The sequence below is a fragment of the Thermoplasmata archaeon genome (assembly GCA_036395115.1).
In the GTDB taxonomy this organism is placed as follows: domain Archaea; phylum Thermoplasmatota; class Thermoplasmata; order RBG-16-68-12; family RBG-16-68-12; genus RBG-16-68-12.
The window spans coordinates 1-24,538 of record DASWDU010000006.1; the positions used below are offsets into that span (position 1 = coordinate 1).

Here is a 24,538-nt window from a genome sequence, read left to right on the forward strand (position 1 = left end):
CTCGACGCCCTCGGACTCGTGGAACCGCCGCGTTGTGATCCGTTCGCTCAAGTTCTCACCGTAACCCTTTGGGTGCGCGAACGTCCGCACGGTATAAGACGATGCACGGGACCGAGGCGCATCGCCGAGGACCACTCGAACCACGAAGCCGCGCAACCGAGGGCGGCGCTGCAATCCAAAGAGTCTAGTAAACCAGATACCTGAAGGCCCGCTGAGGCCTCAGCATGACCTCACCAATCTCCAAGGAAGCGGCTCCTCAGACCGGAGCCCCGCGACTCCGATTCGCCGTCCAGAAACACTGGGCCAGAAATCTCCACTACGATTTCCGACTGGAAATTGGGGCGGCCCTCGTCTCGTGGGCGGTGCCGAAGGGGCCAAGCAAAGATCCCAAGGTGAAGCGGCTCGCGATTCATGTTGAGGACCACCCGCTCGACTACCTTCTGTTCGAGGGAACCCTTCCTGAGGGTGACTACGGCGCAGGCGAAGTTATCGTGTGGGATTTCGGCGAGTTTGAGGTGGTCGGACCCGCAGGAAACGAAGCAGCTGCAGCGCTCCGAGACGGCATCATCCGATTCGTCCTGTATGGCACGAAACTTCGGGGACAATGGGCCATGATACGAACGAGAATGGGAGGGGGACGTCGTGAGAATTGGCTCTTGCAGAAGATGGATGACGAATTCGCGGAAGCAGATTACAACCCGGAAACCGAGCCGGCATCCGCTTTGTCCGGCAAGGTTCCCCGGCGTTGACGTGACTCAGCGAAGAGAATTCTTCGGGACGCGAGCCGTCTATGCGGCTTCCTTCGCCGCGGGAAATGCTACCAGATGCTCTATTGTCTCCCTGACGTTCAACGAGACCTCTCAAGGTCTACGATTTCAGACCTTCATCAGATTTGTCATAGGCCTTCTGAGAGTTGGTGGGACGCGGACTGCAGGGCAGCGGTGAGGACGCAACAGTACTCCTACCAGGCCCAGCCTCATGACACGGTAATGACGATCTTGGCTCGCGGGTGTCCCTCTCCGAGGTACCGGATCGCCTCGGGCACCTGGCTCAAAGGAAACTGCCGGTCAACGATAGGCGTGACCTTCCCGGCATCAACGAGTTCGTTCACGGCAAGTAGATCCGCGTTGCTGTGCTTCGCGATAAACGTGACCTGCTTTCGCCTCAGTAATCGCGACACCACAGGCGTTAGGAGCAAGGGAAGGACGGATGGCTTCTCGCGGCTCGATTGTCCAGCCAGCACGAGAATCCCGTTTGGATTGAGTAATCGCCTGCAATCCGATAACGGATGACTCATGGCGACGTCGAAGATCAGGTCATAACGCTGCCCGTCTCGGGTGAAATCCTCCCGGGTGTAGTCGATGACCCGGTCCGCACCGATCGATCGGACCATGTCCACGTTCTTTGGGCTGCAGACGCCCGTCACGTCGGCTCGGAATGACTTGGCGATCTGCACGGCGAACGTACCGACGCCTCCCGACGCGCCGTTGATCAAGACCTTCTGCCCCGGTCGAATCTGTCCTTTGTCCCGAAGGCCCTGCAGGGCGGTCTCGGCCGCCACTGGGATCGCCGCGGCCTGCTCGAACGTGAGACGCTTCGGTTTCGGTACGAAGTGCTTCTCCTTGCCGCAGACGTATTCGGCAAAGGCGCCGCTGCGCATGCCGTATACCTCGTCGCCGGGTCGAGAGCGCGTCACGTTCGTGCCGACCGCTTCGATGTGCCCCGCCACATCGACGCCCGGGACGGGGCTCTTCGGTCGGCGCAGCCCGGTCGTCAGGCGGATGACGGACGGGATGCCGCGCATGAGGTGCCAGTCAAGCGCATTGACGGAAGCCGCTCGAACCCGTACCAACACGCCGTCGTCATCGACCACCGGCTTCTCGATCTCTCGGAGTTCGAATACATCCGGTGAGCCATACCCGGTTTGAACGATCGCCTTCATCGTACTTCCGTGAGCCGGCGCGCCGGCGGCCATCTCCTCCTCCTTGATTAGAAGCTCCGACCGGTCCATGGGCGATCGCTCCAATCTGGCGGATGCCCTCCTACGTGATAAGATTACCTCGCGCCGTGAGACCGCCAAGGACCGGAGCGTACCTTGTTGTTTCGAGCGTGGCCCGGGCCTCCTGCAACGGTCCGATTCCAGATTCACGAAGTCGCTCAGCAGGAAGGTGCAGGACGGCTCGGAGACAGGGCGCCGCCGCACTGACCAAGCGGGCTCACTGGGAAGAGTCGGATCGTTTGCAGATAGTTAATTAGATGGCTACTGAATTCCACGAGTGTATCCACGAGTGGCTTTAGGCTTTCTATGGCGGAACTATCGTTCAACGGCAGGCGTCTCTTAATCGCGTTGGTCGTGAATGTCGCGATTGGCGTTTTTCTGACACCACTCGGACCGTTCGAGACTCGCCCGGTCTCGGCGCTCCGGTCCCCCACCTGGCCTGCCACGTTCGTTGTTGGGATGGTCCTGAACCTCGCTTGCGCCGTTGCTCTCTTCGCCCGAGATCGGGAGGCTTCGGTCCTAGCCGTCGTCGCCTCGATCTTTTTCATCGTGCCGATAGCTGCCGACCAAACTGGGTTGTTCATGTCCCTGCCGCCTCCTCCCGCGATCTCCATCCTCGAACTAGCCACGGTACTGGTCGCGGCACTCGTCATCTTCTATGGTTCAAAGGTCTATCGAGAGACCACGGCGGGGAAACGACTCAGCGCCTGACGTCGAACCATCTCTCTTCAGGTCGCGGTTGGAAGCCGAAGCTCCTCTGGACCTTCATCGCCTCGCGATCTTGACCCACGATGTTGGGATCAGACCGATGACAAGATCGGATTGAGTCGTCGGTCCATCGCACGGACGGGCTCGTCCGCGGACGAAAGCCCTGGACGTGTTCCACTTAGGGATCAAGGCCTTGGTATCATCCGCGACGACCGACGTCTCCTGTGGGCAATCCACGCCGCGCCGACTCCGGCCGGACCGATGATGGTACCGACGACCGCAATCACCAACAGCGGTGACGCGGGGGCCCGATGCCCCGAGATCGGAATGGCGACGCTCGGTGTGCCTACGACATCGCCAAGGTGCACAATGTCGGTCCCGTAGATCCGAACGCCCAGCACGAAGACGCTTGCTCCGAGGCTGAACGAGAGCTGCGGTTCGTAGACGAGCAACGCTTCCTTCTCTCCGTCGAATCGGTCGGTCACGGGGAAGACGTTCATCCCCCATGCCGGCCAAGACAGCGAACTCGGTGCAATGAACTCTGGATCCGTATCGTTTCGATTTGCCGTGAGACTCGTTACAAGGTCGACCGACAAGTCCACGAGCCCTAGCGTCACGGTTTGGACGCCTGGAATCTTGTAAGACTTCCGGCCCAAGGGCGTCGAATTCAAGATCGGGAGCGGGACGGCAACCCCGAGAACGTACGCGGTGATTTCACAGGAATCGGGAGCCATGTTGACGAATGTGTCCACGCTCTCTTCGAACGTGAGACTCAAGTGTTCGTAGTTCGCAATCACGCCACACGTTGCGGACAGGGCAAGCCAAGTGTCGGCATCGGTTCTGGGAAGACCGAAGGAAACAGACTGTTGCAGGAGCTCGTTCGAAGCGGAGGCCAAAGGGGACGGTGCCAACAGAGCAACAACCGCAAGGCCAATCAAGAGTTCCATCGCGTTCTGCCGCTTCATCGCTTTCCCGCCACCGTCGTTCCGGTCCTTTGGCCGATGCACTTCTAGAACGAGCTTCACCAACTCAAGGGGTAGGCGGAGACTGGTTCGCAGACTTCAAAACAGCCCCCCCGGCCCCACTCGCAACTCATTCTTTCTCGGCCTATTTAATGGTGTCGCGGGCATCCGCTCCATGAAATCGGGCGGCCGAGTTCCCGCGCCGACCCGAATTTCTCAGGGCGCAGCAACGGACGTCTGACCTGAGATGTTCTGGCAAGTGACGACGAGGACAGACCAACTGAATCAGGGGGCAGCGCGCGCACGTTCGATGCTGGGAGTCACTCCCACCTTCCTGAACTCGGGTAGCCGGCTCGGACTTCCTCGACCCGGGCGGGCCAATCGGCCAGGGGAACGCCATCGAGCTGGTCTTCGAGCCGGTCGAGGAAGGCGTGCACGCCAGGCGCGAATCCGATCGCCGTCCGCCGGGTCAGGCGCCGGTGCGTCAAGCGGAGGATCGTCCCCTCCCCGTCCGGCTCGAGTTCCCAACGGACGACGCTCCGCTCGTCGGGCAGGTCGGCGCGCAGGGTGGCGTTCCATTCGTGTTCGAAGACGCGCGGCGGGTCCCACGTCAGGATGCGGCCCGTCACATGGACCTGGGCGGGGCCGCTCCAGTATTCGATGCGGCCGCCCGCGCGGGCCTCGATGATCGCCTTCGTCATGTACCAGCGGGCCAAGTGCTCCGATTCGGTAAGGGCCTCCCACACGACGTCGACGGGGTGACGGAGCCGCCGCTCGAAGGCGATGGTCGCGTATTCGCCGTCGAAGGCGACCGTTCCGACGCGTTCGGTCGACCGGGTCGTCACGTGGGCCTCGTCTCCTCGTTGTTCGCCGGTCTTGGCCATCATCGTTTCTTCCTCTTTGGCTTTTCGTCCGCGGCCCGGGCGTCGAGATACCGTTCCAGCGCGGAGAGCGTGTCGGGCCACATCGCCTGGTATTTCGCGACCCACTCGTACAGCTCGGCAAGGCCCTCGGGCTTGAGCGCGTAGATTCGCTGCTGCGCCTTGACGGTGACGTCCACGAGCCGTGCGTCCCGAAGCACCTTGAGGTGGCGCGAAACCGCGGGCTGCGTCAGACGCGGGAACCTCGCGGCGATCGCTCCTGCGGTCCGGCTGCCGCCTGCGAGGAGGTCGAGGACCGCCCGGCGGGTCGGGTCCGAGATCGCGAAGAAGGCGTCTCGTGTCACGATCGTCCTCATCCGAACTTCTTCTCGAGTTCGGCGAAAAAGGCCTTGGAAAGCCGGCCGAAGTCGCCTTCGCTCAACCGGACCTCGTCGCCCGCCTTGAGCCCCAGGACGGACTTCTCCGGCGGGAGCCTTATCCCGGAACTCGCAGAGTTCGGCCACCCCGGTAGCTTGTCGACTTGCAGCTTGCCCCGGTTGAGCAGGAGGGAGTTGCACAGGATGCGGACCTCGTTCAACGGATTGCCATCCTTTCCCTCGATGCCGGTGAACCGGTGCACGAACATGTAGTCCAGGAGGAGGACCTGGTCGTTGAAGAAGCGAGCCTCGAACTCCTTGGAGGGCGCCTTGCCGGCCTGCGTTCGGTACGCACGCAGGTCGGCCTCGACCCTCGCGCGACACGCGGCGATGTAGTCCTTCGGGTACTTCTTCATCCCGAGCACGGGACTAGGCCCCCCGCGGCTTCCGCGCAGGCGCCGGCCCTGGCTGCAGGAGCGTGAGGTGGTTGCTGTCGGGGTCCGTGAAGTACGCGGCGATGCCGTAGTTCGCCTCCACGGGCGCGGGGTCCTTGAACTTCACGCCGCGCGCTTTCAGGACCTCGAAGTCCTTGCGGCAGTCGTTCGTCTTGAAGACCCAGTGGTTGCCGCCGCTGCCCGCGCCCGGAGGCGCGCGCGGATCGACGACGTACCGCCCTTTCAGGAGGATGAACTCGGGTTCTTGGCCTTTGGGAGCGACGGTGAGCCAGCGGGGGCGACCGGCTTGCTGATAGTCCTGGCGCTTCTCGAAGCCGAGCGCTTCCGTGTAGAACTTCAGCGCCCGGTCCTGATCGCCCACGACGATCGGGACGTGGGTCGTCTTCTGGAAGATGCGATCATCGTTCGTGGCCGCCTTCCCCGCGATGTTGGGTTGGAGCATTGTGAACAAGTTGCCGTCCGGATCCTTAAAGGACGCCGAGATGCCCCACGCTTGCTTCTGCGGCTCCTTGTACGCGCCGACGTGGAAGTCCACTCCCCGTGCCTTGAGCCTCTCGTAACCCGCGACGCAGTCCTCCGTGAGGAACGCGATATGGTGTCCTCCCGTTCCCGCTTCTGGGCCCACGCCTGTCTCAACCTTTTGTGTGCCGTGCGTGAGCACAAACTCGAGTTCCTCGCCCTTGAGCCCGACCGTTAGCCAGCGGGGGTTGCCGGGCAGCTGGTAGTCCGCGCGCTTCTCGAACCCGAGCGCTTCCGTGCAGAAGCGGAGGGCCTTCTCCTGGTCGCTCACGACGATGGGCACGTGCGTCAGTTTCTCGATCATGGTCTGCCTCTGCAAGGCTGTATGACGCTCTGGTTATTTAACTTTTGGATTATATTCCACCGCGCGCGGCTCGCGGCCTATGCCGGACCGTCAGCTCCCTGCCTTCTTCTGAACCCGAGACGGAGGGCTCCCAGGCCCTCCTTCCTCCATTTGTGGCATTCCGACGCTCGCTCTCGAAGGATCGATCCGGAAGTCCGCGGGGGTTCGAAATGCGATCCCCTGACTTCGGCACGCCTGCGCGAGCTGCGCGAGGAAGGGCGCCATGGTATCCGGGTCTGTGATTCGGAGGAGTTGCGGCGCCAGGTCCGACGATCGGAGCCGCGCGAGCATCGCCTCGCGGACCCCCCATCGCGCATCGAGGGACCGCGTGAACACTTTCTTGACACCAACGTCCGCAAAGTTCTCCGCGATTCGCTCGGGCGTCCAATCTCCGGTCGGCGGGTACGCGGGGGCGAAGCCGACGAACGTGGTCAGCCCGGCGTCGGAAAGCGCTCGGAGGCACCGCAACCGAGCGTCGATCGGCGGCGCCCACGGCTCGAGCAAAGACCGCGCGCGGTCGTCCAGGGTGGGTACCGACATCCCGACTTCGATGGACGTGAAGCGTCGGAAGAGATCGATGTCGCGCATCATGAGCGGCGAACGGGAGAGCACCGAGACGGGCCAATCGGCTCGGAGGAGGACCTCCAGCGCATGCCGCGTGATGCGGTACTTCCCCTCGACGAACTGATACGGATCCGTCGCGGTCGAGATCGCGACGAGGCCCCGGGGGAGCTTCCGGACCTCGCGTGCCAGGACCGTCGCGGCGTTCCGTTTTATCATGACGGATGCGCCCCACGCCGCGCGATCCATCCTCATCAGTCGGGGAACAAAGCAGAAGACGCACCCGTGGTAGCAACCAACGTATGGGTTGAAAGAATAGTCGAGCCACGGGAGCGGATCTTTGCGCAGCGCCGAGTCGACGTGGATCTCGCGGATCTCGAACGAATCGTGGGGGCTCGGCACGTATATCCCGAAGAGCTCGTCCACGGACGGGGTGGGAGCTTCGGGACCTATGAGCTTGACCGTGGGAGGTCCGCGAAAGTGCCGGGCGTCGCCTTCGGCCGGGAACGATGCGTGGCGTCGAAGGAAAGGCTATAGCGGTCCCTTCCCGTTACGGGAGTCCCGGCGGGGCCATCCCGCCGCGTTTCCAGGGAGGCGTGAGCGATTGGGCACGGACCGGCGGCATGCCGGCCAGATCACGGCGGCGGTCGTCACGAGCCTCTTCGCCATGGTCCTCGTCTCGAACGTCCTCTGGCCCGGAGCCCCGCCGGCCGCGAGCGAGCAAGCCCGATGGCCCTCCGGAACGAATCCGTTCCCGAGCTTCCCGGCCGGACCGGAACTGCACGTCGTCCCGGTGGGTCCGGACACGAACCTCTCGACGCGCCTCCTGCTCGCATCGCTCCAGGGGCTCGCGAACCGCGTCCGGGCCGAACTCTATCTCGACGTGGACGACGAGGCAGCGAACGCGTCGTCGATGCTCTCGTTCCTCGTTTCGAAATACCATCTCCGGCGCGACAGGATGACGATCGACGCGGCGATCTCCGCCTACCTCCCGAGCGCCGCCGAGATCGTCGTGTACGACCCCGCGAGGCCGGAGTCGATCAACGTCGCGACGATGATCGCGGCGCAGCGGGACGCGGTCCTCGTCGGCCCGGACCTCTCGGAATCGCTCCATGCGCGCACGGGCCTCCCGGTGTTCGACTACGCGACGAGCGACTGGGCTCCCCTCGACCCGGTCGCCGCGACGGACCGCGCGCTCCGTGATCTCTACCCCGGTTCGTCGCCGAGCCTCCTCGCGATCCTGCCGCCGGACCGCTGGGCGATCCGCGACTACCTGATCGCCACGCGGACGTTCGTCTTCTACGAGCCGCAAGGCGCCCTCGCGACGCCGCCCGAGACCGCCGCGACGATGCGCGTCTTGCGCGCGACGCCCCGCAACATCCCGATCCTGGGATGGTTCGACAGCCCGACGCTCACGGAGGAGAACGCGTTCGTCCAGATGGCCTCGGCGGAGGGCAAGTTCGTCGTCGGGGTGCAGGATCTCCCGAACCTCTCCGTCCTCACGGCGTTCGGTCGGAACGACACGCACCGCCAAATTCCGACGTCCGCGCCGTCGACGGCCCTCGAGGACAAGACGTACGTCGTCGTCGCGGTGCCGGATGGGGACAACGTGGACTTCATCTCGGGGCGGATGCGGGAGCTCTGGTCCGAGCCCGCGCGGGGGACGGTGCCGCTCGCCTGGAGCATCGACCCGCTCCTGGTCGATCTCGCGCCGCCGCTGCTCGACTGGTATTACGACACCGCCACGCCGAACGACCGGTTCGTCGCGGCGCCGAGCGGGGCGGGATACCTGTACCCGGACTACACCGGTCCGGGCGACCTGCCGGGATATCTGGCCCTCACGGAGCGCTACATGGCGGCGGCGGACCTGGACGTCGTCTGGCTTCTGAATGCGTTCACGGCCTCGGAGATCCCCTACTCAGACGGGAGCCTCTCTGCGTACGTCCGCGGCGTGCATCCCGAGGGGATCGTCCTGGATTACGACGACCAACCGGGGTCCCGCGACGTCTGGGTGGCGTCGGGCGGAGGCAACGCGTCCCCCGTGATCCGATCGACCCATTTCTGGACGACGGCCGACAACGTGCTCGGCAAGATCGATGCCGCCGCGGCCGCGTGGGGCGACGGGCCGCATTTCCTCTGGCTCACGGTCTACACCTTCCGATTCGATCTCGCGGACGCGGTCGCCCTCGTCGACGTCGACGGTCCCCTCGCTGCTCGGCTAGGCGGGAATCTTGAGATCGTCACACCGACGACGTTCTTCGCGCTCCTCCGGCAGGCGTTCGTCCGCGAGGCGGGAGCCCGGCTCGATGCGGCGTGGGGCGATCCGATTGCGTCGACGCTGTTCGCACCGTCTGTGGACCTCGCCGCGGCGCAGGTGGCCGAGGCACGGGCCGCCGTCGTGGGCGGCGATTCCGAACGCGCGGCCCAACGCGCCTTCATTGCCCTCGAGACGCTCCGGGGGATCGGCGCGAGCGAGGCGCTCCTCCTGTCGTTGATCGTCCTGCTCGCCGCCGGGGCGCTCGCGGCCTTCGCGCAACGCTCGGCGCGGCGGACGGCCCAGGCATCCGATCCGATCGATTTCGGAGCGCTCGTCCTCGTCGCGGCGGCCGTCGCCTTCTTCGTGTTCGCGCTCCGCGAGGCGGTGGAACAGAATTTCTGGACTTATCCGTCGATCCTTCTGGGGATCGCAGTGGCGGGGTTCCATCGTCCGCTTCGGCGCTCCCTCGACCGCGCGTATTCGGGCCGGGCCCCCGTCGTTGCCGCGCTGGCGTGTCTCGTCCTCTCGAGCCTCGCGATCCGCACGACGGCTGCGTTCCCGCTCGCGATGATCGGCACCCTTCTCGCGATCGATTCGTACCTCGTCCGGAAGCCGGCGACGCCCTCGACGCTCCTCGCCGCGCTCGGCTTCGGCACGGCGATCGGATTCTTTGGCGGGTTCGACCTCGTCACGTTCTCCGCGATCGCCGTCCTCCTCGTCGTGCCGCCGCTGTTCCTCCCGGAGGGGGCGCCTCCCGCGGAGACGGCCGCGCGGCCCCACCGAGCGGTCTATCCGGGGATCCTCTTGGCGATGCCGCTGACCGCGTTCGCGCTCACGTCATCGTACGCGCTGAGCCTTCGATTGCAGATTCAGGGAGACCTCCTCCCGTTCACCGCCGCCGCGATGCTCGTCCTCGGTCCGACGCTCGCCATCGTCGGGTCGCGGATTCGGCCCGGCCTCTCGCCGACGACCGCACGCGTGGGCGGCCTCAGCCTCGCGGTCGCGTCCTCGGGGCTCGTGCTCGCCTCGAAGGGCACGCTCCCGACGACGCTCGCGCTCCTCGCCCTGTTCACGAGCCTGTCCTTCGCGGCGCTCGCCGGCCTGCGGGAGTCCGCGGCTCGCGGCGGAGACCCGCGTCACGCCCTGGCGACGGCGATCCTCCTCCTCCCTACGATCGTGCTCTTCTTCCGGCTCCCTCCGATCACGTACTCGCTCACGGTCGTGCCGCTCCCCGAGGCCGTCGAGTACTTCCTGTACACCCCGGCGGCGATCATCGCGGCGACCTCGCTCGTCCTCCTGGCCGCCGGATGGATCCTCACGCGGAAGTCGACGTCCGCAAAGGATTATCCCGGGGAGCCCCATGGTGGAGCGAGTGGGCCATGAGGAAGCTCCCGAAGAAGCGGTTCCTCGAGGTCGCGGGGCAGATCGTCCGGAACAAGCTGGCCCGGGAGGCGATCTACCCGTTCTACTGCTCTTTCAAGCTCACGCGCCGATGCAACTTCACGTGCTCGTTCTGTAACTGCTGGCACGTGAAGAACCGCTGGAAGGACATGCCGACGGAGGACGTCAAGGCGGTCCTCGACAACCTCGGACGGTCGTCCGTGATCGTGTGCAGCTTCGAGGGCGGCGATCCGCTCGTGCGGGACGACATCGAGGAACTCCTGCGCTACCAGTACGAGAAGCCGTGGTACCTCCTCTTCACGACGTCGGAGAGAGACATGCAGCAGCGGTACCCCATGGCGGAGTACGGGAAGTACATCGACTTCCTGCACATCTCGATCGACGAGGGCCACAAGAACCTCGACATGTACGACGAGCTCGAGGAATACACGAAGTGGGGTTCGATCGTCACCGTGCAGATCGTCGTGACGAAGAACGACATCGGGGCCCTCGAGCAGAAGATCAAGCGGTGCCAGGACGCCGGGGTGAAGGCGGTCGTCATGTGCGCCGTCCACCTGAAGAACACGAAGGACCACCTGCCGGACCTGTGGCAGATGAGCCGCGTCGGGATCGAGATGAAGCGGAAGTATCCCGGCGTCATCATCTCGCCGGACGGCTACTTCGACCGAATCACGTGGGACCACGGCTGCGACACGTCGTCGATCATCGTCGACGCGGACGGCTTCCTCTGGTACCCGTGTCGAGTGCTCGAAGAGAAGACGATCAACCTGATCGACTCCGACCTGATGGCGTACCTCGAATCGCCGGACGCCCGGGAGCGGCGACAACGCATGGCGGCGTGCGACATCCAGTGCGCGTGGTACCAGTACTACGCGACGCAGAGCTTCGTGAACCCACGGGAGCTGCTCTCCGCGTGGATGCCGTACTACCGCGACCTCCTGAACGGCGGGAAGCAGCCGACCTTCGGGGCGCCCGCACTCGCGCCGAGGGATCCGCGAGACCTGATCCATGCGCAGATTCTCCAGGAGAGCGCGATGAAGGGCCCCGATCCCGGTGGCCGACCGATGATGGAGCTCCCTGTGGTCGAGCCGCCGCGCATGAGCCCGTGATGCGGTGTCGGCCGCCTCGGCTTAACATGTTAACCAGTCGCGAGGGCGCATCGTGCCTTGGACGTGCGGCTGCTGTGGCGTTCCGGTCCTGGCACGACTAGGAGGACGTGCCGTGGTCGCGCCATCGAGGCAACGGGTGCGGTCGCTAGGACCGTTCGAGCCGGCTTAACATGTTAACCAAAAGGTGACAGGCGTCGGGCCTACGGTTGTTTGGGCTCTCGACGGCCTCGGCTTAACATGTTAACCAAAGGCGAGTACTTTCACTGCTCCCGGCGAAAGGCTATAATATAGCTTCATCCATGGGATGGAGCGTGACGATTGAAGGGTACGAAGGTGAGCGGATCCTCCTCTCCTATGACGTCTCCGGCGCGGCCCGTTCCGCCGCGGCCCAGGTCTGCCAGATCGTGTTCGGCCGGGTGCGGACCTCGGGGGGTCCCGTGCGCCGGCGCTACGTCGAGCGGGGATTCATCCACCGCCCTGGCGTCGTGTGGATCGGGCAGTCCGTCCTCGTCCTCCCGCCGCCCGACGCTGCGGAGCTCGCGGACCGCCTTCGACGGCTCGGCGTACGGGTGGCCACCGGGCCCGTTGGGATTGCCCGGTCAACGCTGGAGGCGTTTCGCCGTCGGAACTCCGTCGGCTTAACATGTTAACCAGCGCGGGCCTGCGTCCCGCATTGAGAAAATTCAGATATAGGCGCACCTCCCATGCGCCGACGATGGGATGCACCGTCGGGATGGGCGTGACGCCGCATGATCGATTCCGTTGAGGCCGTCCTCCGGCTCCTGCTCGTCTTCGCCCTGGCGTTCGCGGTCGGCCTCGAGCGGCAGGTGCGCCGCAAGCCGGTCGGGTTCGGCACGTTCATCTTCGTCTCGACGGGCGCCGCGACGTTGACGCTTCTCGCGATCACCCTCGAAGAAGAGAACCCGCTACCGCTCCTCGGCGGCGTGATCACGGGGATAGGCTTCCTCGGCGCGGGCGCGTTGATCCGAAGCAACGATCGGGTGTTCGGCTTCACGACGGCGGCGCTCGTGTGGGCCATGGCCGCCCTCGGCGTTGCGGCCGGGGCGGGGCTGTACCTCCTCGTCGCGGTCGACTACGGGATCGTCTGGGCGGTCGTCGTGACGGACCGGGTCCTCGAGGGTAGAGGATTCGGCTCGCACGCGAAGGTCGTGCGCATCACAGTGGCCAACCCTGTCACCCCGGAGGAACTGGACGCCCTCTTGCCGAGCGGGCCGACGCACTTCGAGCGTGTCCATGTGGACAAGGAAGCCCACCGGGTCAACGTCACCGCCCAAGTCCGGATCCGACCCGCGGACGTCCCGAGCCTCCTCGAGTCGCTGCGGTCGAACGACAAGGTCCGCTCGTTCGAGCTCGAGTAGGCCTACGTGGTCGAGTGCGATTCGAAGAAGTCGCTGTACGAGGACGCCATGAGGTCCTCGTCGCCGATCTGGAAGTACCGACGCAAGGCCTCGAGGTGCTGGACGCCCGCCTCCCGCTCCGATTCATCCGCGAGGACCTTCTCGAACTCGATGAACCTCCCGAGACCTCCGACCGTATCGAGGTGGATCTGGACGCCCTGGAAGCGGAAGATCTCTCGCGTCTTGCGGACCTCCACCTTGACGGAGAGGATGCGCGCGAGGATCTCACGGACCGTCGCGGCGTCGGGAATCGGGGCGAGCAGCACGCGGCTCTCCTTCACGCCGCCGACGTCGGGCCGTTCGTAGTACACGAGCTGGCCCTCCGTCGCGCCGGCGACGGAGCGGAGCTTCAGGCGCCGATCGCCGAGCGAGAAGTACGTGTCGACCTGTCGGAAGGTCCCGACGCGCTCCGCGCCCGCCAACAGGGCGCGCGCCTTCCCGAGGTCCTCGTACCGCGCCTTCAGCTCGACGAGATGTTTCGCGCCGGCGTCCATGAGGGGCGAGACGATGCGGATGACAAGAACGTTGGCGTGGCTCAGGCCGACGGCTCGACCGCGGATTCGTCCGGGATCGGGGTCCGCGTCGTGGGCGAGTGCCTGGACGTCGGGAGGGTCGCGAGGCGTTTCGCGGCGTCGAGGTGGCCTTTGGGCTGCGCGACCGCTTCCGTCAGGTGGTCGCGGTGGGCCGTCAGGCTCCGCTTCGCCGCGCGGAACGCACGCGCGTCGGCGAGGGTCGGGTTGGCGGCCGCTGCCTTCAGACTCCGCGCGATCACGATCGTCCGAAGGACGAAGACCGCGATCGCGGCGGGAATCACGAGCCACAACAGGTCCACGGTATCACGCGTCCCGAGAAGGGACAGTATCTTCCTGTGCCGCGTGCTATAAAAGGTTCCCGTTCAAACTATTCACACATGCAAGCGTGCGAGACGAACACACGCACGGGGCCCGTTTTTCTCCGAGGAGACGTGTGCAGGCGTGGCAACCGGAAAGAAGGGTGTAGCTTACGCGCGGACGACCATCCAGACGAACAGGACGACGAAGGCAACGCCGAGGCCCGCGCCGGCCGCGAGGACCAGCCGCGCCAGCCGTTCGATCTGGGCGCGGGTCGTCCGGAGATCCGCATCGTCACGGATCTCGGAGGCCTCGATCCGACGGATGCGAGACAGCAAGGCCGCGTCCAATGTCCCGAAGACCGCGAGGAGGCCCACGAGGATGGCGAGGCTCGACCCGAACACGAACTGTGCGGCGACGAGCCCGGCGGCCAGGAACAGCACGTAGAGGGGTGCCGTCCACCGGATGTAGGAGCGGAGTTGCTCGAGCCGGACGTGCACTAGCCGGACGTCTTGCTCGGTCGACGCGGTGCTCCCTCTCGGCCCCGCACGCGATGGGCCCGGCGCCTACATATCCTTTGAGGGCACGTCCGCCTCGTGCCGCCGTCGGGCGTGCGGCCTCGCGGCCCGGAGGGGCGCGTCGAAGCGTTCGACCGACTTCATCTCGATCTCGAGTCCTTTGCGACGGCCGTCGACGGCATTGGCGAGCGACGCCTTGTAGCCCCGGAGGGAATCGCGGGCCCGTTCGATCGAACCGTCGCGGGCCCGTCGTGCAGCGTCGAGGGATTCCCGGTGCCGATCGAGCGCTTTCTTCGCCTCCGCCAGGGCGCGAACGGCCGGGGCGTTCGGATCGCGGCGGGTGGGCCGACGGCGCGTGCTCGTCACGATCTCGCGACGGGCTCGCGAGGGGCTTCCGTCGTATTGAAGGCATCGCCGCATCCCGATGTGCGGGCCATTCGACGGGTTCGGCCGGTTCCCGCGAATCCTACCGCTGAACAGAGGTAGATTCTCCCGAGGGCCCCGGACGACTGCGATGGCCCTACGCGTACGCCGTGATGCGTCGCTGCGTCCGGAGGTACGCGCGCAAGGCGCTCGCCCGCCACCAGTTCGCCATCGGAAGGCGCAGCCTCCGGGAGAGTTCGCTCTCCGCCTCGGACAGGCTCGGGAACCGCATCGCCTTCTTCGCGAGGGCCGCGCGGGCGAGCTCCCGGTACCGCCAGACGCCGAGCGGCACCCAGTCCTCGTAGACCTCCATGAACACGATGGCCCCGGCCTGACGCCGGCGCGAGGCGAGGTGCTCCAAGACCGGGAGGCGCGTCGCATGGTAGGCGCCCGCGATCTGGTCCGGATACGTCGTGCGGCCGTTCGCGAACTCGTGGTCGTGGGCCGGCGTCGGGTCGGCCGCGAGGTTCCACGCTTCGAGGCCCTCGAACATGAAGGCTTGCGGGAACAGCAGGACCGCCACGTTGTTCGCGAGGCCGCTTGCGCTGTACACCTCGTACTCGTCGATCCACGGATTCGAGCGGACCTCGACGAGGAGGGCCTTCGCGAGGATGTCGTCCACGGCGGTGATCGACCACTCCGTAGGGACGAGCCGGCGTCGCTCCTTCGTGCCGAGGAGGCCGACGGAGAAGGTCCGCGTGATCTGGCTCTGCGTGACCCCGTGATCGTACAGGTCGGCCACGGCCTCGCCCGCTCGGACGTCCGTGTCGGAGACGAGGTCGTCGACCCGCCGCGGGACGGACGGGTTCGAGGCGAGGTCGACCTTCGCGAGGTCCGCGCTCGGACCGCTCGGCGGCGCGCGGGCGGAGAACGGGCTCACGAGGGACGGCTTCTTCGTGAACCACATCTCCGTGTCGATCGGCTTCGCGGCCATCGCGGCCTCCTGCACGGTCGAGAGGATCGAATCCGGCGCCCGTGCCTCCGAGACGCGCCGCGGCGCCTTGCCGCGGACGAGGGACAGGCGGAACCGCAGGATCTCCGCGAGGTCGTACGCCAGCCAGGATTCCGAGGCGTCGAGGATCGAGGTGTCCTCGTCCCGCACGGGAGGGACGAGCGGCCCGACGAGGACCTTCGGGTAGCCCCACGAGCCGACGAACGCGCTCGGCGGGGAGGCGCCGAAGAGATTCGTCGTCCGCAGGTCGCGGCGATCCTCGAACCACCGGCGGACGCGGCCGAGGTGCGGACAGATCGCGAGGCGGCACCGCTTGATGTCCCCTTGGCAGACGCGGCACGCGACCTCTCGTTGGACTTCGGCGAAGGTCTCCCGGATGCCGTCCTCCCCCGGCGAGAATCCGGTGGAGGACGACGGGGTCATGGTCAGGCGGAGGAAGCGGGGGCGGCCGTGGCGGGAGGAGCGGGTTTCGGAGGGGGCGCCGGGGCGACCGGCCGGTCTTCGGGGATCACTTCCTCCCAGCGCGCGTAGCACAGCGGGCACACATGGATGATGCTCCCCGCCGCGTTGCACGGCTGGGCGCCGTCGTTCGGGCAGTGGTGCTCCTTCGCCATCTCTATCCCTCCGATGGACCCGCTCCACTTATGCCTTTCGGGCTCATGTCGAATCCGTAGAGCCGGTCGCGGTTCGCCTCCAGTTGGTCGACCGCTTTTCCCGTGAATTCCGCGGCGGTCATGACGGCGACGTCGTGCTCCTCGCCCGCCTGGAAGACGGGCGCCATGCGGGCCCGCCACTCCCGGTCGCGGAGGATGTGGTGATCCAGGATCAGCGTGCGCACGTTCGTGGTGCGCAGGATCCGCGAGAGATGGGAGAGGGACCGTTTCGTGTGCTGCTCCGGATAGTTCTCCGGCATGTGGGTCATCGGTCCATCGACGTAGAGGACCGTGGGCTGCGCGTCGATCAGGAACGCGAGGTGCTCCTTCAGCGGCGGACCGAGGACGTCCGCGGTGTGGACGAACACATCGTTGCCGCGGGAGATCCGCGTCATGACGACGTATCCGAGTTCGTCGTTGTATCCGTGCGGCAGGGCCGGCGAGAAGAGGAGCTCCGTCTCGCCGAAGTCCGTCTGGTTGCCGTCCGCCACTTGGACGGCCTTCGGATATTTCTTCAGCTTGCGGACGAACGCGCCGGCCCGTTCGCGCTGACTTCGGTTGATGTGGAACTTCCCGTCCTTCAGGAACGCGATCTTGTTGCGGTAGATCGAAGGCGCGGCCGGGTTGTGATGATCAAAGTGGTAGTGCGAGACCGTGAGGATGTCCGCGCGCTTCGCCGCCTCGCGGATCCCCTGCCAGAGTTCTTTCTGTCTCGCCCGTTCGACGTCATGCGGCGGCAGATCGTAGCGGTACGGACCGAGACGGACGCTCGGATCGAGGAGGATCGTGACGTCGGGCGTCTCGACGAGGGTCGCCATCGAGCGCGCGCCGAGGCTGTCCGCCGCGAGCGGCGTGATCTTCATGGGAACACCGCGTCGGCCCACACCTGCCGCTTCACCTTCTGAAAGCCGAGGGTCGGGAACAGGGCGAGGGACGCCCGGTTGTCTGCATAGGCGTGGAGGGTTGGGACCTTGCCGAGGCGAAGGAGCTCCCGGGAGACCGCGGCGACGACGGCTCGCGCGAGTCCTTGCCTCCGGCGCCCCTCGACGACGTGGACCATCCCGATGTTGGCCGCGCGATTCGTGACGAGGTGGGTGAGGGCCCACGCGACCGGCTCGCGGCCCTCGTAGATCGCGGCGGTAGGCCCCTCCTCGATCCGCCGCCGCACGTACGGTTCCGCGGGCCAGTCCGGCTGCCAGAGCTTTGCGACGCGACCCGCCCACTCCGGATCGAGCGGCCGCACGCGGTCGTCGGGTCGGTCGACAAAGTCCTTCCGGTCGAGATCGAAGAGCCAAGCGGTCCGCGGGCGGAACTCCGTCGCCCGAGCCTCTACGATCGGGAGGGAAAACTCCTCCGTCAGGTGAACGATCGTGAATCCCGACGGCACGCGCTCGCCGAGCGCGCCGGCGGCCGGCGCGTCGAGGGCGTGGAGGGCCACGAAATTCGCGCCGCCGGGACTGCCCATTCGGTGGACCGCGATGAGCCCGCGCGGAGGGGACCCGTGCACGCATACCTCGTAGCCGGGCTGTTGGAACGCGCGATCCCACACGACGGCGTTGCCGATCGGATCGGAGTCGAGTAAGGCCCGTGCGGCGTCGAAATCGAAGGTGGGAGCGGCGGTCGTGAGTTGGGCGAACGGCCCGGGGCACAAAAGGTTTGTCGGCCTCATCGCCGCTCAGACGCGACGCGCAGCTCGGATTTCCTCCTCGATCCCGCGTGCTGTCGCCTCGGGGTCCGATGATTCGTAAATCGCCCGGCCGACGATCACCGCATCCGCGCCGGCCGCGATCGCGGCGGAGGCGCTGCCGCCCTGTGCGCCGACCCCGGGCGCGAGGATCAGCTTCGTGCCGACGATCCCGCGCAGCGTCCGCACGCGATCCGGCCGAGTGGCCGGCGCGATGATCCCCGCGGCTCCCGCGCGGACCGCGATTCGCGCGAACTCCTCCGCGAACTTCGCCGTGTACTCCTGACCGCCCGGATGGCTCAATTCGGTGACGACGAACACGTCCGCGCGGCCCGCGGCCTCGACGCACGCCCGCACGGAGTCTTCGCCCGCGAAGCCGTGGCAGATCACCCCGGACGCACCGGCGGCCACGGCCCGTTCGACGACGAGGCGGCTGATGTTCGGGATGTCCGCGACCTTGAAGTCGCACACGACGTTCGCGAGCGTTGCGAGGTCCTTCACGATCCCGAGGCCGGCCGTGAGGACGAGGGGCCAGCCGATCTTGAGGGCGTCGACGCGGTCCCGGACGGCCCGCGCAATCGACTGCGCCCGCGCGCCGTCGGCCACGTCGAGCGCCACGATCAGCCGGCGTTCGACCCGCATCGGGGCCGGCAGGAGCGGGACGGGCAAAAAGGTTCTCCCGCGGTCGGATTCACGGCGGACCTTTTAAGTAACCCAAGCAGAATCGGACGCCGTCGCGCGATGGCCGAGGTCCAGCGGATCAAGACGAAGATCTGCCTCGTCGGCGAGGCGGCGGTCGGCAAGACCTCCCTCATCCGGCGGTTCGTCCAAGACGAGTTCGACGATCGGTACATCACGACGCTCGGCGCGAAGGTCTCGAAGCGCGAGATGACGTTCGACCTCCCGGACCGCGGATCGAAGCTCCAGATGGACATGACCGTCTGGGACATCATGGGCGAGAAAGGCTTCCGGGACCTCCTGAAAGAGGCGTTCTTCCACGGCGCGAAGGGCGTCCTCGCGGTGTGCGACCTCACCCGGTACTCGACGCTCAAGGAGCTCGACGACTGGGTGCAAAGCGTCTACAACGTCGTCGGCGAGATCCCGGTCGTGTACGCGATCAACAAGATCGACCTGAAGGACGAGGTCATGATCCTGTACGGCGACAAGGAGATCGAGCAGGCCGTGCGCGCGTTCGAGGCGCCGTTCTTCTACACGTCCGCGAAGACGGGCGAGAACGTCGAGCTCGTCTTCAAGCGCCTCGGGACGATGGTCCTCCACAAAGACGGGATTCCGGTCGTCGCGTGAGTTCACCTCGAAGAAACGGGGCGAGAAGCGTTAAGTAGACAGCGGCGGACTGCGTTGCCATACCAGGACGAGGGCGCCGGATGACCACCCAACGCACGCTGAAGTCGAAGATCTGCCTGGTCGGCGACAAGTCCGTCGGCAAGACGTCGTTGATCCGACGTTGCGTGTTGAACATGTTCGACGAGCACTACCTGACGACGATCGGCACGCACGTCTCGAAGAAGGAGGTACACGTCCTGCTGCCGGAACAGGACATCCTCGTCGACATCGACATGACGATTTGGGACATCATGGGCGAGAAAGGGTTCCGGGAGCTCTTGAAGGACGCCTACTTCTATGGGGCGAACGGGATCCTGGCGGTCGCCGACTTCACGCGGCGTCGGACGCTCGACAACCTCGACGACTGGATCGACGGCGTCGAGAAGGTCGTCGGAAGCGTGCCGATTCTGCTCGCGGTCAACAAGGCGGATCTCGCGACGAGTTCGCAGTACACGGAGCGGGACGTCGGGCAATTCGCGAAGGCGTACGAGTCGGAGTACATCCTCACGTCCGCCAAGACGGGACAGAACGTCGAGGATGCCTTCCGCCGCCTCGGCGCCTTTGTCGCGGAGCATCAATTGCAGCTCGTCTAGGCCCGCGTTCCGTGGGCTTGTGCCTTCGAACCCCCGGTGACGCCCTCAGTCTACGGCGCGAAGACCTCGGTTTCATCGAGTCGTGCAGACCCGAACGCGCATCGAACGCAATAATTAAGTACGCTCGGCCAGATGGTCGCTTCCCCTGGGCCGGCGCCCGCGCGGCGGGCGACAGGGAGGGGTCTCGGGCCGGGAGAAGGGGAGAACCCGATCGGAAAGCTCATGCCCGCAGGACCAACGAACACAGTAGCGAGAGCGTCTGCTCTCCTCGTCGTCCTTCTTTGGGGCTCCGTCGCCGTCGTGTCGCTGTCGGGCCCGCGCTCGGTCGCCGCCGAATTGCCCGTCATCATCCCGGGGAACGACGCGTCGCGAACGCTGCGCTGGGGAATGAACACGAGCGAAGGCTTGACCCTCCAGGACATCGCACTGGATTCGGGGACCGCCGAACTTCCGTGGACGTACGCGAACATCTCATGGGCCGATGGACCGGCGTTCGAGCGGAACGGGACGCAGGAATCGAACCTGACGTTCACGTCGGACGGAGTCGAGCTCGCGGCCAACCTGAGCAACCACATCACGAACGGACATTTCGCCACGGACGCGAACTGGTCCTTCGCCAACGGCAAGGGCGAAGTCGTCACCGGGTGGGACGACGCCGCTCGCAATGCCGAATACCGTTCAGTCTCTGCCTCGACCGAGAGTCTCTGGAACGGCATGAATTCAACGGTCGGGTGGAGATTCGACGCTTCGCCGAACATCACCGCGGGGTTCCACGTTAATACGACGAACCCTCCCGAGGGGATCGGCACGATCGAGATCGACGTCTCGTCCGTGTTCGATGCCGATTCCCATTACGTCGGGATCCAGCGGATGGCCCCCGTCGACTGGTCCGGGTCGGATCGGCTCGTGCTTTGGGTGGACCTGAACAACTCCGATGCCGTGACGTTCCAAATCACCGCCATCAACTCGAGCAACGCCTTCGTCCATACAAGTCCCCAGGCCCTCGCGACGGGTCCGCAACGGGTCGCCGCCGATCTCCTCGAGCTAGGGTCCCGCAGTGACCGATCGTCCCTATCGGCGCTGACATTGCGTTTCGACGGGGTGTTCACGCCGCCAATGTACGTGCTCGTCGACGACGCGCGCGTGGGCCTCACGAAGGCGTTTCAGGACTCGGCGGCGATCTCCCAGTCGTTCGTGACGACGACGTCGACCACGCCGACCCTCGGCAGTGCGGTCCTCGCGTGGAACTGGACAGCCACCAACGTGACAAACGTTTCGGACCTCAAGTTCGAGGTGAACGTGTCGGGCCCACTCGGAACGTTCGTCCAAACGCTGCCGATTTCCGCCACCGTCCCATGGCAGCGTGCTTCTGCGGACGTCTCCTCGATCCTCTGGTTGCCGGACTCCTATGAAGTGCGTTTCGAGGTCCATGTCGCGGCGAACACCACCGGTCCGATCAACGCGACCGTCCGCATCGACGACGTGAGCTTACTCATCCCAAACCGCCACGATGCCGCGTACGTTTCGGCTGTGCTCCCGCTCGGCCTGCAGTCGGAATTCCTGAGCCTCGCTTGGGGAGCCACGAGACCGGCTTCTACATCGATCGTGTTTGGCGTTCGGTCCGGCAACACGTCCAACCCGGACGACGGCAACTGGACCGACTGGCAGCTGTGGACGGTCGCCGGCTCCTACCGCCCTGCGGCGGGAGGCGCATCCCGCGTCCAGTTCCGCGCCGATCTCAACACGACGAACGCGAGCGCTTCCCCGACCCTCCGCAGCCTGCTGTTCGAGACGCGCCATCGGGCGTCGCAAGGGTCCATCGTCTCCGATCCGTACACTGCCGCAACGGATTTCCTCCGGTGGCGGACAATCAAAATCATTTCGTCGGCCGCCCCTCAGACGTCCATCCGGTTTTACGTCGGAGGCCTTGCGGACTGGACCGAAGTCTCCTCCGGCGCCAACCTTTCCGCGTATGTGGGTCGCACCATCCAGTGGCGCGCGGAGCTCAACACGTCGAACGGACTCGTGACGCCGTCCCTCATCCGAGTCGACCTCATCTACGAATACCTCGGCCAAGCCGTGCGGGTGGCGATTTCGCCCGGAGGGCCGCTGACTGTCACGTCGGACGACACGATTCAGTTCCACGCGTTTGCGCTCGATGCGGGGTCGCACGCGGACCCTTCGGCAGAATTCACATGGTCGACGACGGACCGAGACGGCCAGGTCGTCGACGGCGAGTATCGAGCCGGCCAGTTAGGCACCTGGAATGTGACGGCCACGCTTGTGGGCCGCGGGCTCACGGCCCGGGTTCAGGTGCATGTGGTCGCCGCCCCTTCGTTGCTCCTCGCGCAACTGGGACCATTAGCCCTCGTCCTAGCGCTCGCGGGGGGTGGTGTCTACGTCGGGTACACGGTCGTCGTCCGCAGGATGTTCGCGATTGACGACGTCTTCCTGATTTCGAGGGATGGACGGCTCATGCTGCACAACACGCGGCGCATGCGGGCGGACCGGGACGAGGATATCCTCTCCGCGATGCTCACGGCGATCCTCACCTTCCTCCGCGACTTCGATCCGGAAGAAGACGGCCAGTTGCGGCGCTTCGACATCGGAGGCAAGACGGCCCTCCTCGAACGCGGGGCCCACGCCTACCTCGCCGCCGTCTACTCCGGTCGCGTGCCCCGCTGGGCCGGGAAGGATCTCCGGCGGTTCATGTCGCACCTGGAGGCCCGGTTCGGTGAGACGTTCGCCCATTGGACCGGCTCCCCGCAGGACCTCCAAGGCCTGAAGAAGTTCTCAGAGCGGTTTGTCTCGCGCGTGCGGTATCGGCCGGGCCGCGGTGCGCGAAAGCCCGCCAGTTAGTCATCGCGGGAAGAGGACCAGGTAGAACAGGACCGCGAAGCCGAACAGCGTGAAGGCGGTCGAGATCAGCCAGAAGTTCCGGAGGAGCTTCGCCCGACGCGTCGGATCGTCCCAAGTCGCGGCGAACCGGTCGATCACACCGCCTCCAACATCGTGCGGAGCATGAAGGTGTCCGGTCGTCTCGTTGCCGGGTGAAGGGCCTCCCTGGGCCGGCTCGACGTCCCGCCGGCTCCGGGGAAGACTTCGCTCCGGCGGTTCCATCACCGATACCTTTAAGATGACCCGGGGCAACCGACGACCGCCCTTGGTGCGGGAGGGGCTCGGGTTCGCCAAGGACGGGGCTCTGTGGAGCCCGCCGGAGCTACCCTCCCATGCACGCACGGTCACGCCGCCTGCCCGAAGCGCTCGTCCTGCTTCTGGCCCTTGTCGTCCTCCTTCCGGGCGCGTCGGCGGAGCCCGTCCTGACCGATCAGAGCGGTGCCACGCGAGTCACATGGGACTTCTCATCGACGGCGGACTACAACGTCACGGACGTGGCGCTGGCGCCCGGCACCGCGACGCTCGCCCAGGTGTCGCTCTGGCGGAACTACACGAGCGACGCCGAGTTCTTGGCCTCCCAGGACTCGGCCACGAACGTCAGCGTGGGCTCGGGTCTTCGGCTTGTCAACCAAGCGGCGAACTTGATCCAAGACGGGACGTTCGATCAGACGACGGGCCCGTGGACGTTCGTCAACGGGACCGCGGGGCAGGTGTTGTCCGCGAGGGACCCTGGGGGAAACGCTCGCTTGTGGCACCTGACGCCGAGGGTCCAGTTTGACTCGATGGACGATGTGTTCGGTACGAACAATTGGGCGGCCGTCTCATACGGGAGAAGCACCAGCTCCCTTAGCCAATCGACCTCCGTCCGCGTCGAAGGCAGCGGCTCGCTGAGAGACGACCTGGTGATCGCACAGCAAGGGGGTACGAACCCGATCGGCGCGATCCGCGACGATCCGGGGACGTGGAACTGGAGCGCGTACAACCGTCTCGGGGTCTGGATTAACGTGAATGCGAGCGGCATCGCGGCGTCCATCCTCCTCGACAACCCGGGAGGCTGGAACTGGGTCAGTTGGATTCCCCAGTCCCTCACGCCGGGATGGCGGAGGTACGTCTTCGACATTTCTCCCGGCTACGGGACGAACAACCAAATCGACGCGGTCCAGGTCGGTTTCCTCGGAAATGTGGGCCCGTACCGGGCGTACGTCGACGATCTCGTCTTGTTCAACTACACGGCCTTCGACGAGACCGGGAACGTCACCCAGACATTCATCAAGCCAAGCCCGACGGGCGGGACGCCGGGGACCCTTAGCCTCGGATTCGATGTGGTCGCGAGCCCGTCGGTCGACGTGGTGGCCTACTTCCGGGTGAGCGTAGGCGGCGTTAATTGGAGCGAGTCCCCGATCCCGTCCGGAACCCGAACCTTGACCCTCGACCTCAGCGCGGACCCCGCCCTTCGGGGCAGCGGTTCCTTCAACCTCACGTTCTCGTTGGAGTTGATCTCCATCGGGGCGGGAGAGGCATCGATGTCCCTGCGGATCGACAACGTCAGGCTGACCGCACGGGAGTACGATGACGGGTCCTTTACCGGCCTTCCGATCGACGTCGGATCCGCCGCGATTTGGGCGAGTGCGGTCGTTCAGGCGACGGCGGACCCCCCCGCGACATCCGTCGCGG

The 24,538-nt window shown here is 65.7% G+C and carries 27 protein-coding genes; 10 read left to right on the forward strand and 17 right to left on the reverse strand.

Going from position 1 to position 24,538, the window contains the following annotated elements; all coding sequences use genetic code 11:
- Positions 1 to 224: 224 nt before the first annotated feature.
- Positions 225 to 749, forward strand: a complete 525-nt coding sequence (locus VF992_01530; GenBank protein ID HEX9339840.1) for a DNA polymerase ligase N-terminal domain-containing protein — start codon at positions 225 to 227, stop codon at positions 747 to 749.
- A gap of 227 nt (positions 750 to 976) precedes the next feature.
- On the opposite strand, the gene VF992_01535 is transcribed toward VF992_01530, so the two are convergent.
- A complete protein-coding gene (locus tag VF992_01535) occupies positions 977 to 1,942 on the reverse strand; it encodes an NAD(P)-dependent alcohol dehydrogenase (protein ID HEX9339841.1) in 966 nt (321 codons plus the stop codon).
- 363 nt (positions 1,943 to 2,305) lie between these two features.
- On the opposite strand from VF992_01535, the gene VF992_01540 reads away from it, so the two are divergent.
- A complete protein-coding gene (locus VF992_01540; GenBank protein HEX9339842.1) occupies positions 2,306 to 2,710 on the forward strand; it encodes a hypothetical protein in 405 nt (134 codons plus the stop codon).
- Positions 2,711 to 2,892: 182 nt separating this feature from the next.
- On the opposite strand, the gene VF992_01545 is transcribed toward VF992_01540, so the two are convergent.
- The 6 genes from VF992_01545 to VF992_01570 all read right to left on the reverse strand — a co-directional run bounded on the left by VF992_01545 (position 2,893) and on the right by VF992_01570 (position 7,210).
- Positions 2,893 to 3,672: a hypothetical protein gene (locus tag VF992_01545; protein ID HEX9339843.1), complete on the reverse strand. Its 780-nt coding sequence runs from the start codon at positions 3,670 to 3,672 to the stop codon at positions 2,893 to 2,895.
- A gap of 317 nt (positions 3,673 to 3,989) precedes the next feature.
- Positions 3,990 to 4,556 (reverse strand): SRPBCC domain-containing protein, encoded by a 567-nt coding sequence (locus tag VF992_01550; GenBank protein ID HEX9339844.1) that lies wholly within the window; start codon positions 4,554 to 4,556, stop codon positions 3,990 to 3,992.
- The gene (locus tag VF992_01555; protein ID HEX9339845.1) at positions 4,553 to 4,906 is read right to left on the reverse strand and encodes a metalloregulator ArsR/SmtB family transcription factor; all 354 of its coding nucleotides are present in this window, start codon (positions 4,904 to 4,906) and stop codon (positions 4,553 to 4,555) included. Before VF992_01555 ends, VF992_01550 begins: the two co-directional genes overlap by 4 nt.
- Positions 4,903 to 5,331, reverse strand: a complete 429-nt coding sequence (locus tag VF992_01560) for a hypothetical protein (protein HEX9339846.1) — start codon at positions 5,329 to 5,331, stop codon at positions 4,903 to 4,905. The genes VF992_01555 and VF992_01560 overlap by 4 nt, the downstream gene beginning before the upstream one ends.
- Before the next feature lie 4 nt (positions 5,332 to 5,335).
- Positions 5,336 to 6,199 (reverse strand): VOC family protein, encoded by an 864-nt coding sequence (locus VF992_01565; GenBank protein HEX9339847.1) that lies wholly within the window; start codon positions 6,197 to 6,199, stop codon positions 5,336 to 5,338.
- Between the two features lie 75 nt (positions 6,200 to 6,274).
- The gene (locus VF992_01570) at positions 6,275 to 7,210 is read right to left on the reverse strand and encodes a radical SAM protein (protein ID HEX9339848.1); all 936 of its coding nucleotides are present in this window, start codon (positions 7,208 to 7,210) and stop codon (positions 6,275 to 6,277) included.
- A 178-nt stretch (positions 7,211 to 7,388) separates the two neighbouring features.
- Between VF992_01570 and VF992_01575 the strand changes: the two genes are divergently transcribed.
- From VF992_01575 to VF992_01590, 4 genes are all read left to right on the forward strand, one after another.
- A complete protein-coding gene (locus VF992_01575; protein HEX9339849.1) occupies positions 7,389 to 10,424 on the forward strand; it encodes a hypothetical protein in 3,036 nt (1,011 codons plus the stop codon).
- Positions 10,421 to 11,551 (forward strand): radical SAM protein, encoded by a 1,131-nt coding sequence (locus VF992_01580; GenBank protein ID HEX9339850.1) that lies wholly within the window; start codon positions 10,421 to 10,423, stop codon positions 11,549 to 11,551. Before VF992_01575 ends, VF992_01580 begins: the two co-directional genes overlap by 4 nt.
- Positions 11,552 to 11,862: 311 nt before the next feature.
- Positions 11,863 to 12,201: a hypothetical protein gene (locus VF992_01585; GenBank protein ID HEX9339851.1), complete on the forward strand. Its 339-nt coding sequence runs from the start codon at positions 11,863 to 11,865 to the stop codon at positions 12,199 to 12,201.
- A gap of 99 nt (positions 12,202 to 12,300) precedes the next feature.
- The gene (locus VF992_01590; GenBank protein ID HEX9339852.1) at positions 12,301 to 12,930 is read left to right on the forward strand and encodes an MgtC/SapB family protein; all 630 of its coding nucleotides are present in this window, start codon (positions 12,301 to 12,303) and stop codon (positions 12,928 to 12,930) included.
- A gap of 2 nt (positions 12,931 to 12,932) precedes the next feature.
- Here the strand turns inward: VF992_01590 and VF992_01595 are convergent, their stop codons facing one another.
- The 9 genes from VF992_01595 to pyrF all read right to left on the reverse strand — a co-directional run bounded on the left by VF992_01595 (position 12,933) and on the right by pyrF (position 18,671).
- Positions 12,933 to 13,463 carry a class IV adenylate cyclase gene (locus VF992_01595; GenBank protein ID HEX9339853.1) on the reverse strand — a complete coding sequence of 177 codons (531 nt, stop codon included), beginning with the start codon at positions 13,461 to 13,463 and terminating at the stop codon, positions 12,933 to 12,935.
- 41 nt (positions 13,464 to 13,504) lie between these two features.
- A complete protein-coding gene (locus tag VF992_01600; GenBank protein HEX9339854.1) occupies positions 13,505 to 13,801 on the reverse strand; it encodes a hypothetical protein in 297 nt (98 codons plus the stop codon).
- A 168-nt stretch (positions 13,802 to 13,969) separates the two neighbouring features.
- Entirely contained in the window at positions 13,970 to 14,299 is a 330-nt protein-coding gene (locus tag VF992_01605; protein ID HEX9339855.1) for a hypothetical protein, read from the reverse strand.
- A 66-nt stretch (positions 14,300 to 14,365) separates the two neighbouring features.
- Complete coding sequence (locus tag VF992_01610) at positions 14,366 to 14,683, reverse strand: hypothetical protein (GenBank protein ID HEX9339856.1); 318 nt, start codon at positions 14,681 to 14,683, stop codon at positions 14,366 to 14,368.
- Positions 14,684 to 14,837: 154 nt separating this feature from the next.
- Positions 14,838 to 16,115 carry a hypothetical protein gene (locus tag VF992_01615; protein ID HEX9339857.1) on the reverse strand — a complete coding sequence of 426 codons (1,278 nt, stop codon included), beginning with the start codon at positions 16,113 to 16,115 and terminating at the stop codon, positions 14,838 to 14,840.
- A 2-nt stretch (positions 16,116 to 16,117) separates the two neighbouring features.
- Positions 16,118 to 16,306 carry a hypothetical protein gene (locus VF992_01620; GenBank protein ID HEX9339858.1) on the reverse strand — a complete coding sequence of 63 codons (189 nt, stop codon included), beginning with the start codon at positions 16,304 to 16,306 and terminating at the stop codon, positions 16,118 to 16,120.
- Positions 16,307 to 16,308: 2 nt separating this feature from the next.
- A complete protein-coding gene (locus tag VF992_01625) occupies positions 16,309 to 17,208 on the reverse strand; it encodes a hypothetical protein (protein ID HEX9339859.1) in 900 nt (299 codons plus the stop codon).
- Positions 17,205 to 18,014, reverse strand: a complete 810-nt coding sequence (locus tag VF992_01630) for a GNAT family N-acetyltransferase (protein HEX9339860.1) — start codon at positions 18,012 to 18,014, stop codon at positions 17,205 to 17,207. The genes VF992_01625 and VF992_01630 overlap by 4 nt, the downstream gene beginning before the upstream one ends.
- Positions 18,015 to 18,020: 6 nt before the next feature.
- The gene (gene pyrF / locus VF992_01635; protein ID HEX9339861.1) at positions 18,021 to 18,671 is read right to left on the reverse strand and encodes an orotidine-5'-phosphate decarboxylase; all 651 of its coding nucleotides are present in this window, start codon (positions 18,669 to 18,671) and stop codon (positions 18,021 to 18,023) included.
- A 99-nt stretch (positions 18,672 to 18,770) separates the two neighbouring features.
- On the opposite strand from pyrF, the gene VF992_01640 reads away from it, so the two are divergent.
- From VF992_01640 to VF992_01650, 3 genes are all read left to right on the forward strand, one after another.
- Positions 18,771 to 19,334 (forward strand): Rab family GTPase, encoded by a 564-nt coding sequence (locus VF992_01640; GenBank protein ID HEX9339862.1) that lies wholly within the window; start codon positions 18,771 to 18,773, stop codon positions 19,332 to 19,334.
- Positions 19,335 to 19,414: 80 nt separating this feature from the next.
- Positions 19,415 to 19,966: a Rab family GTPase gene (locus tag VF992_01645; GenBank protein HEX9339863.1), complete on the forward strand. Its 552-nt coding sequence runs from the start codon at positions 19,415 to 19,417 to the stop codon at positions 19,964 to 19,966.
- A gap of 222 nt (positions 19,967 to 20,188) precedes the next feature.
- A complete protein-coding gene (locus VF992_01650; protein ID HEX9339864.1) occupies positions 20,189 to 22,825 on the forward strand; it encodes a hypothetical protein in 2,637 nt (878 codons plus the stop codon).
- Here VF992_01650 and VF992_01655 read toward each other — a convergent pair whose 3' ends face one another.
- A complete protein-coding gene (locus VF992_01655; GenBank protein ID HEX9339865.1) occupies positions 22,826 to 22,963 on the reverse strand; it encodes a hypothetical protein in 138 nt (45 codons plus the stop codon).
- Between the two features lie 233 nt (positions 22,964 to 23,196).
- Between VF992_01655 and VF992_01660 the strand changes: the two genes are divergently transcribed.
- Positions 23,197 to 24,538 (forward strand): hypothetical protein (locus tag VF992_01660; GenBank protein HEX9339866.1); only part of this gene is annotated, 1,342 nt, incomplete at its 3' end.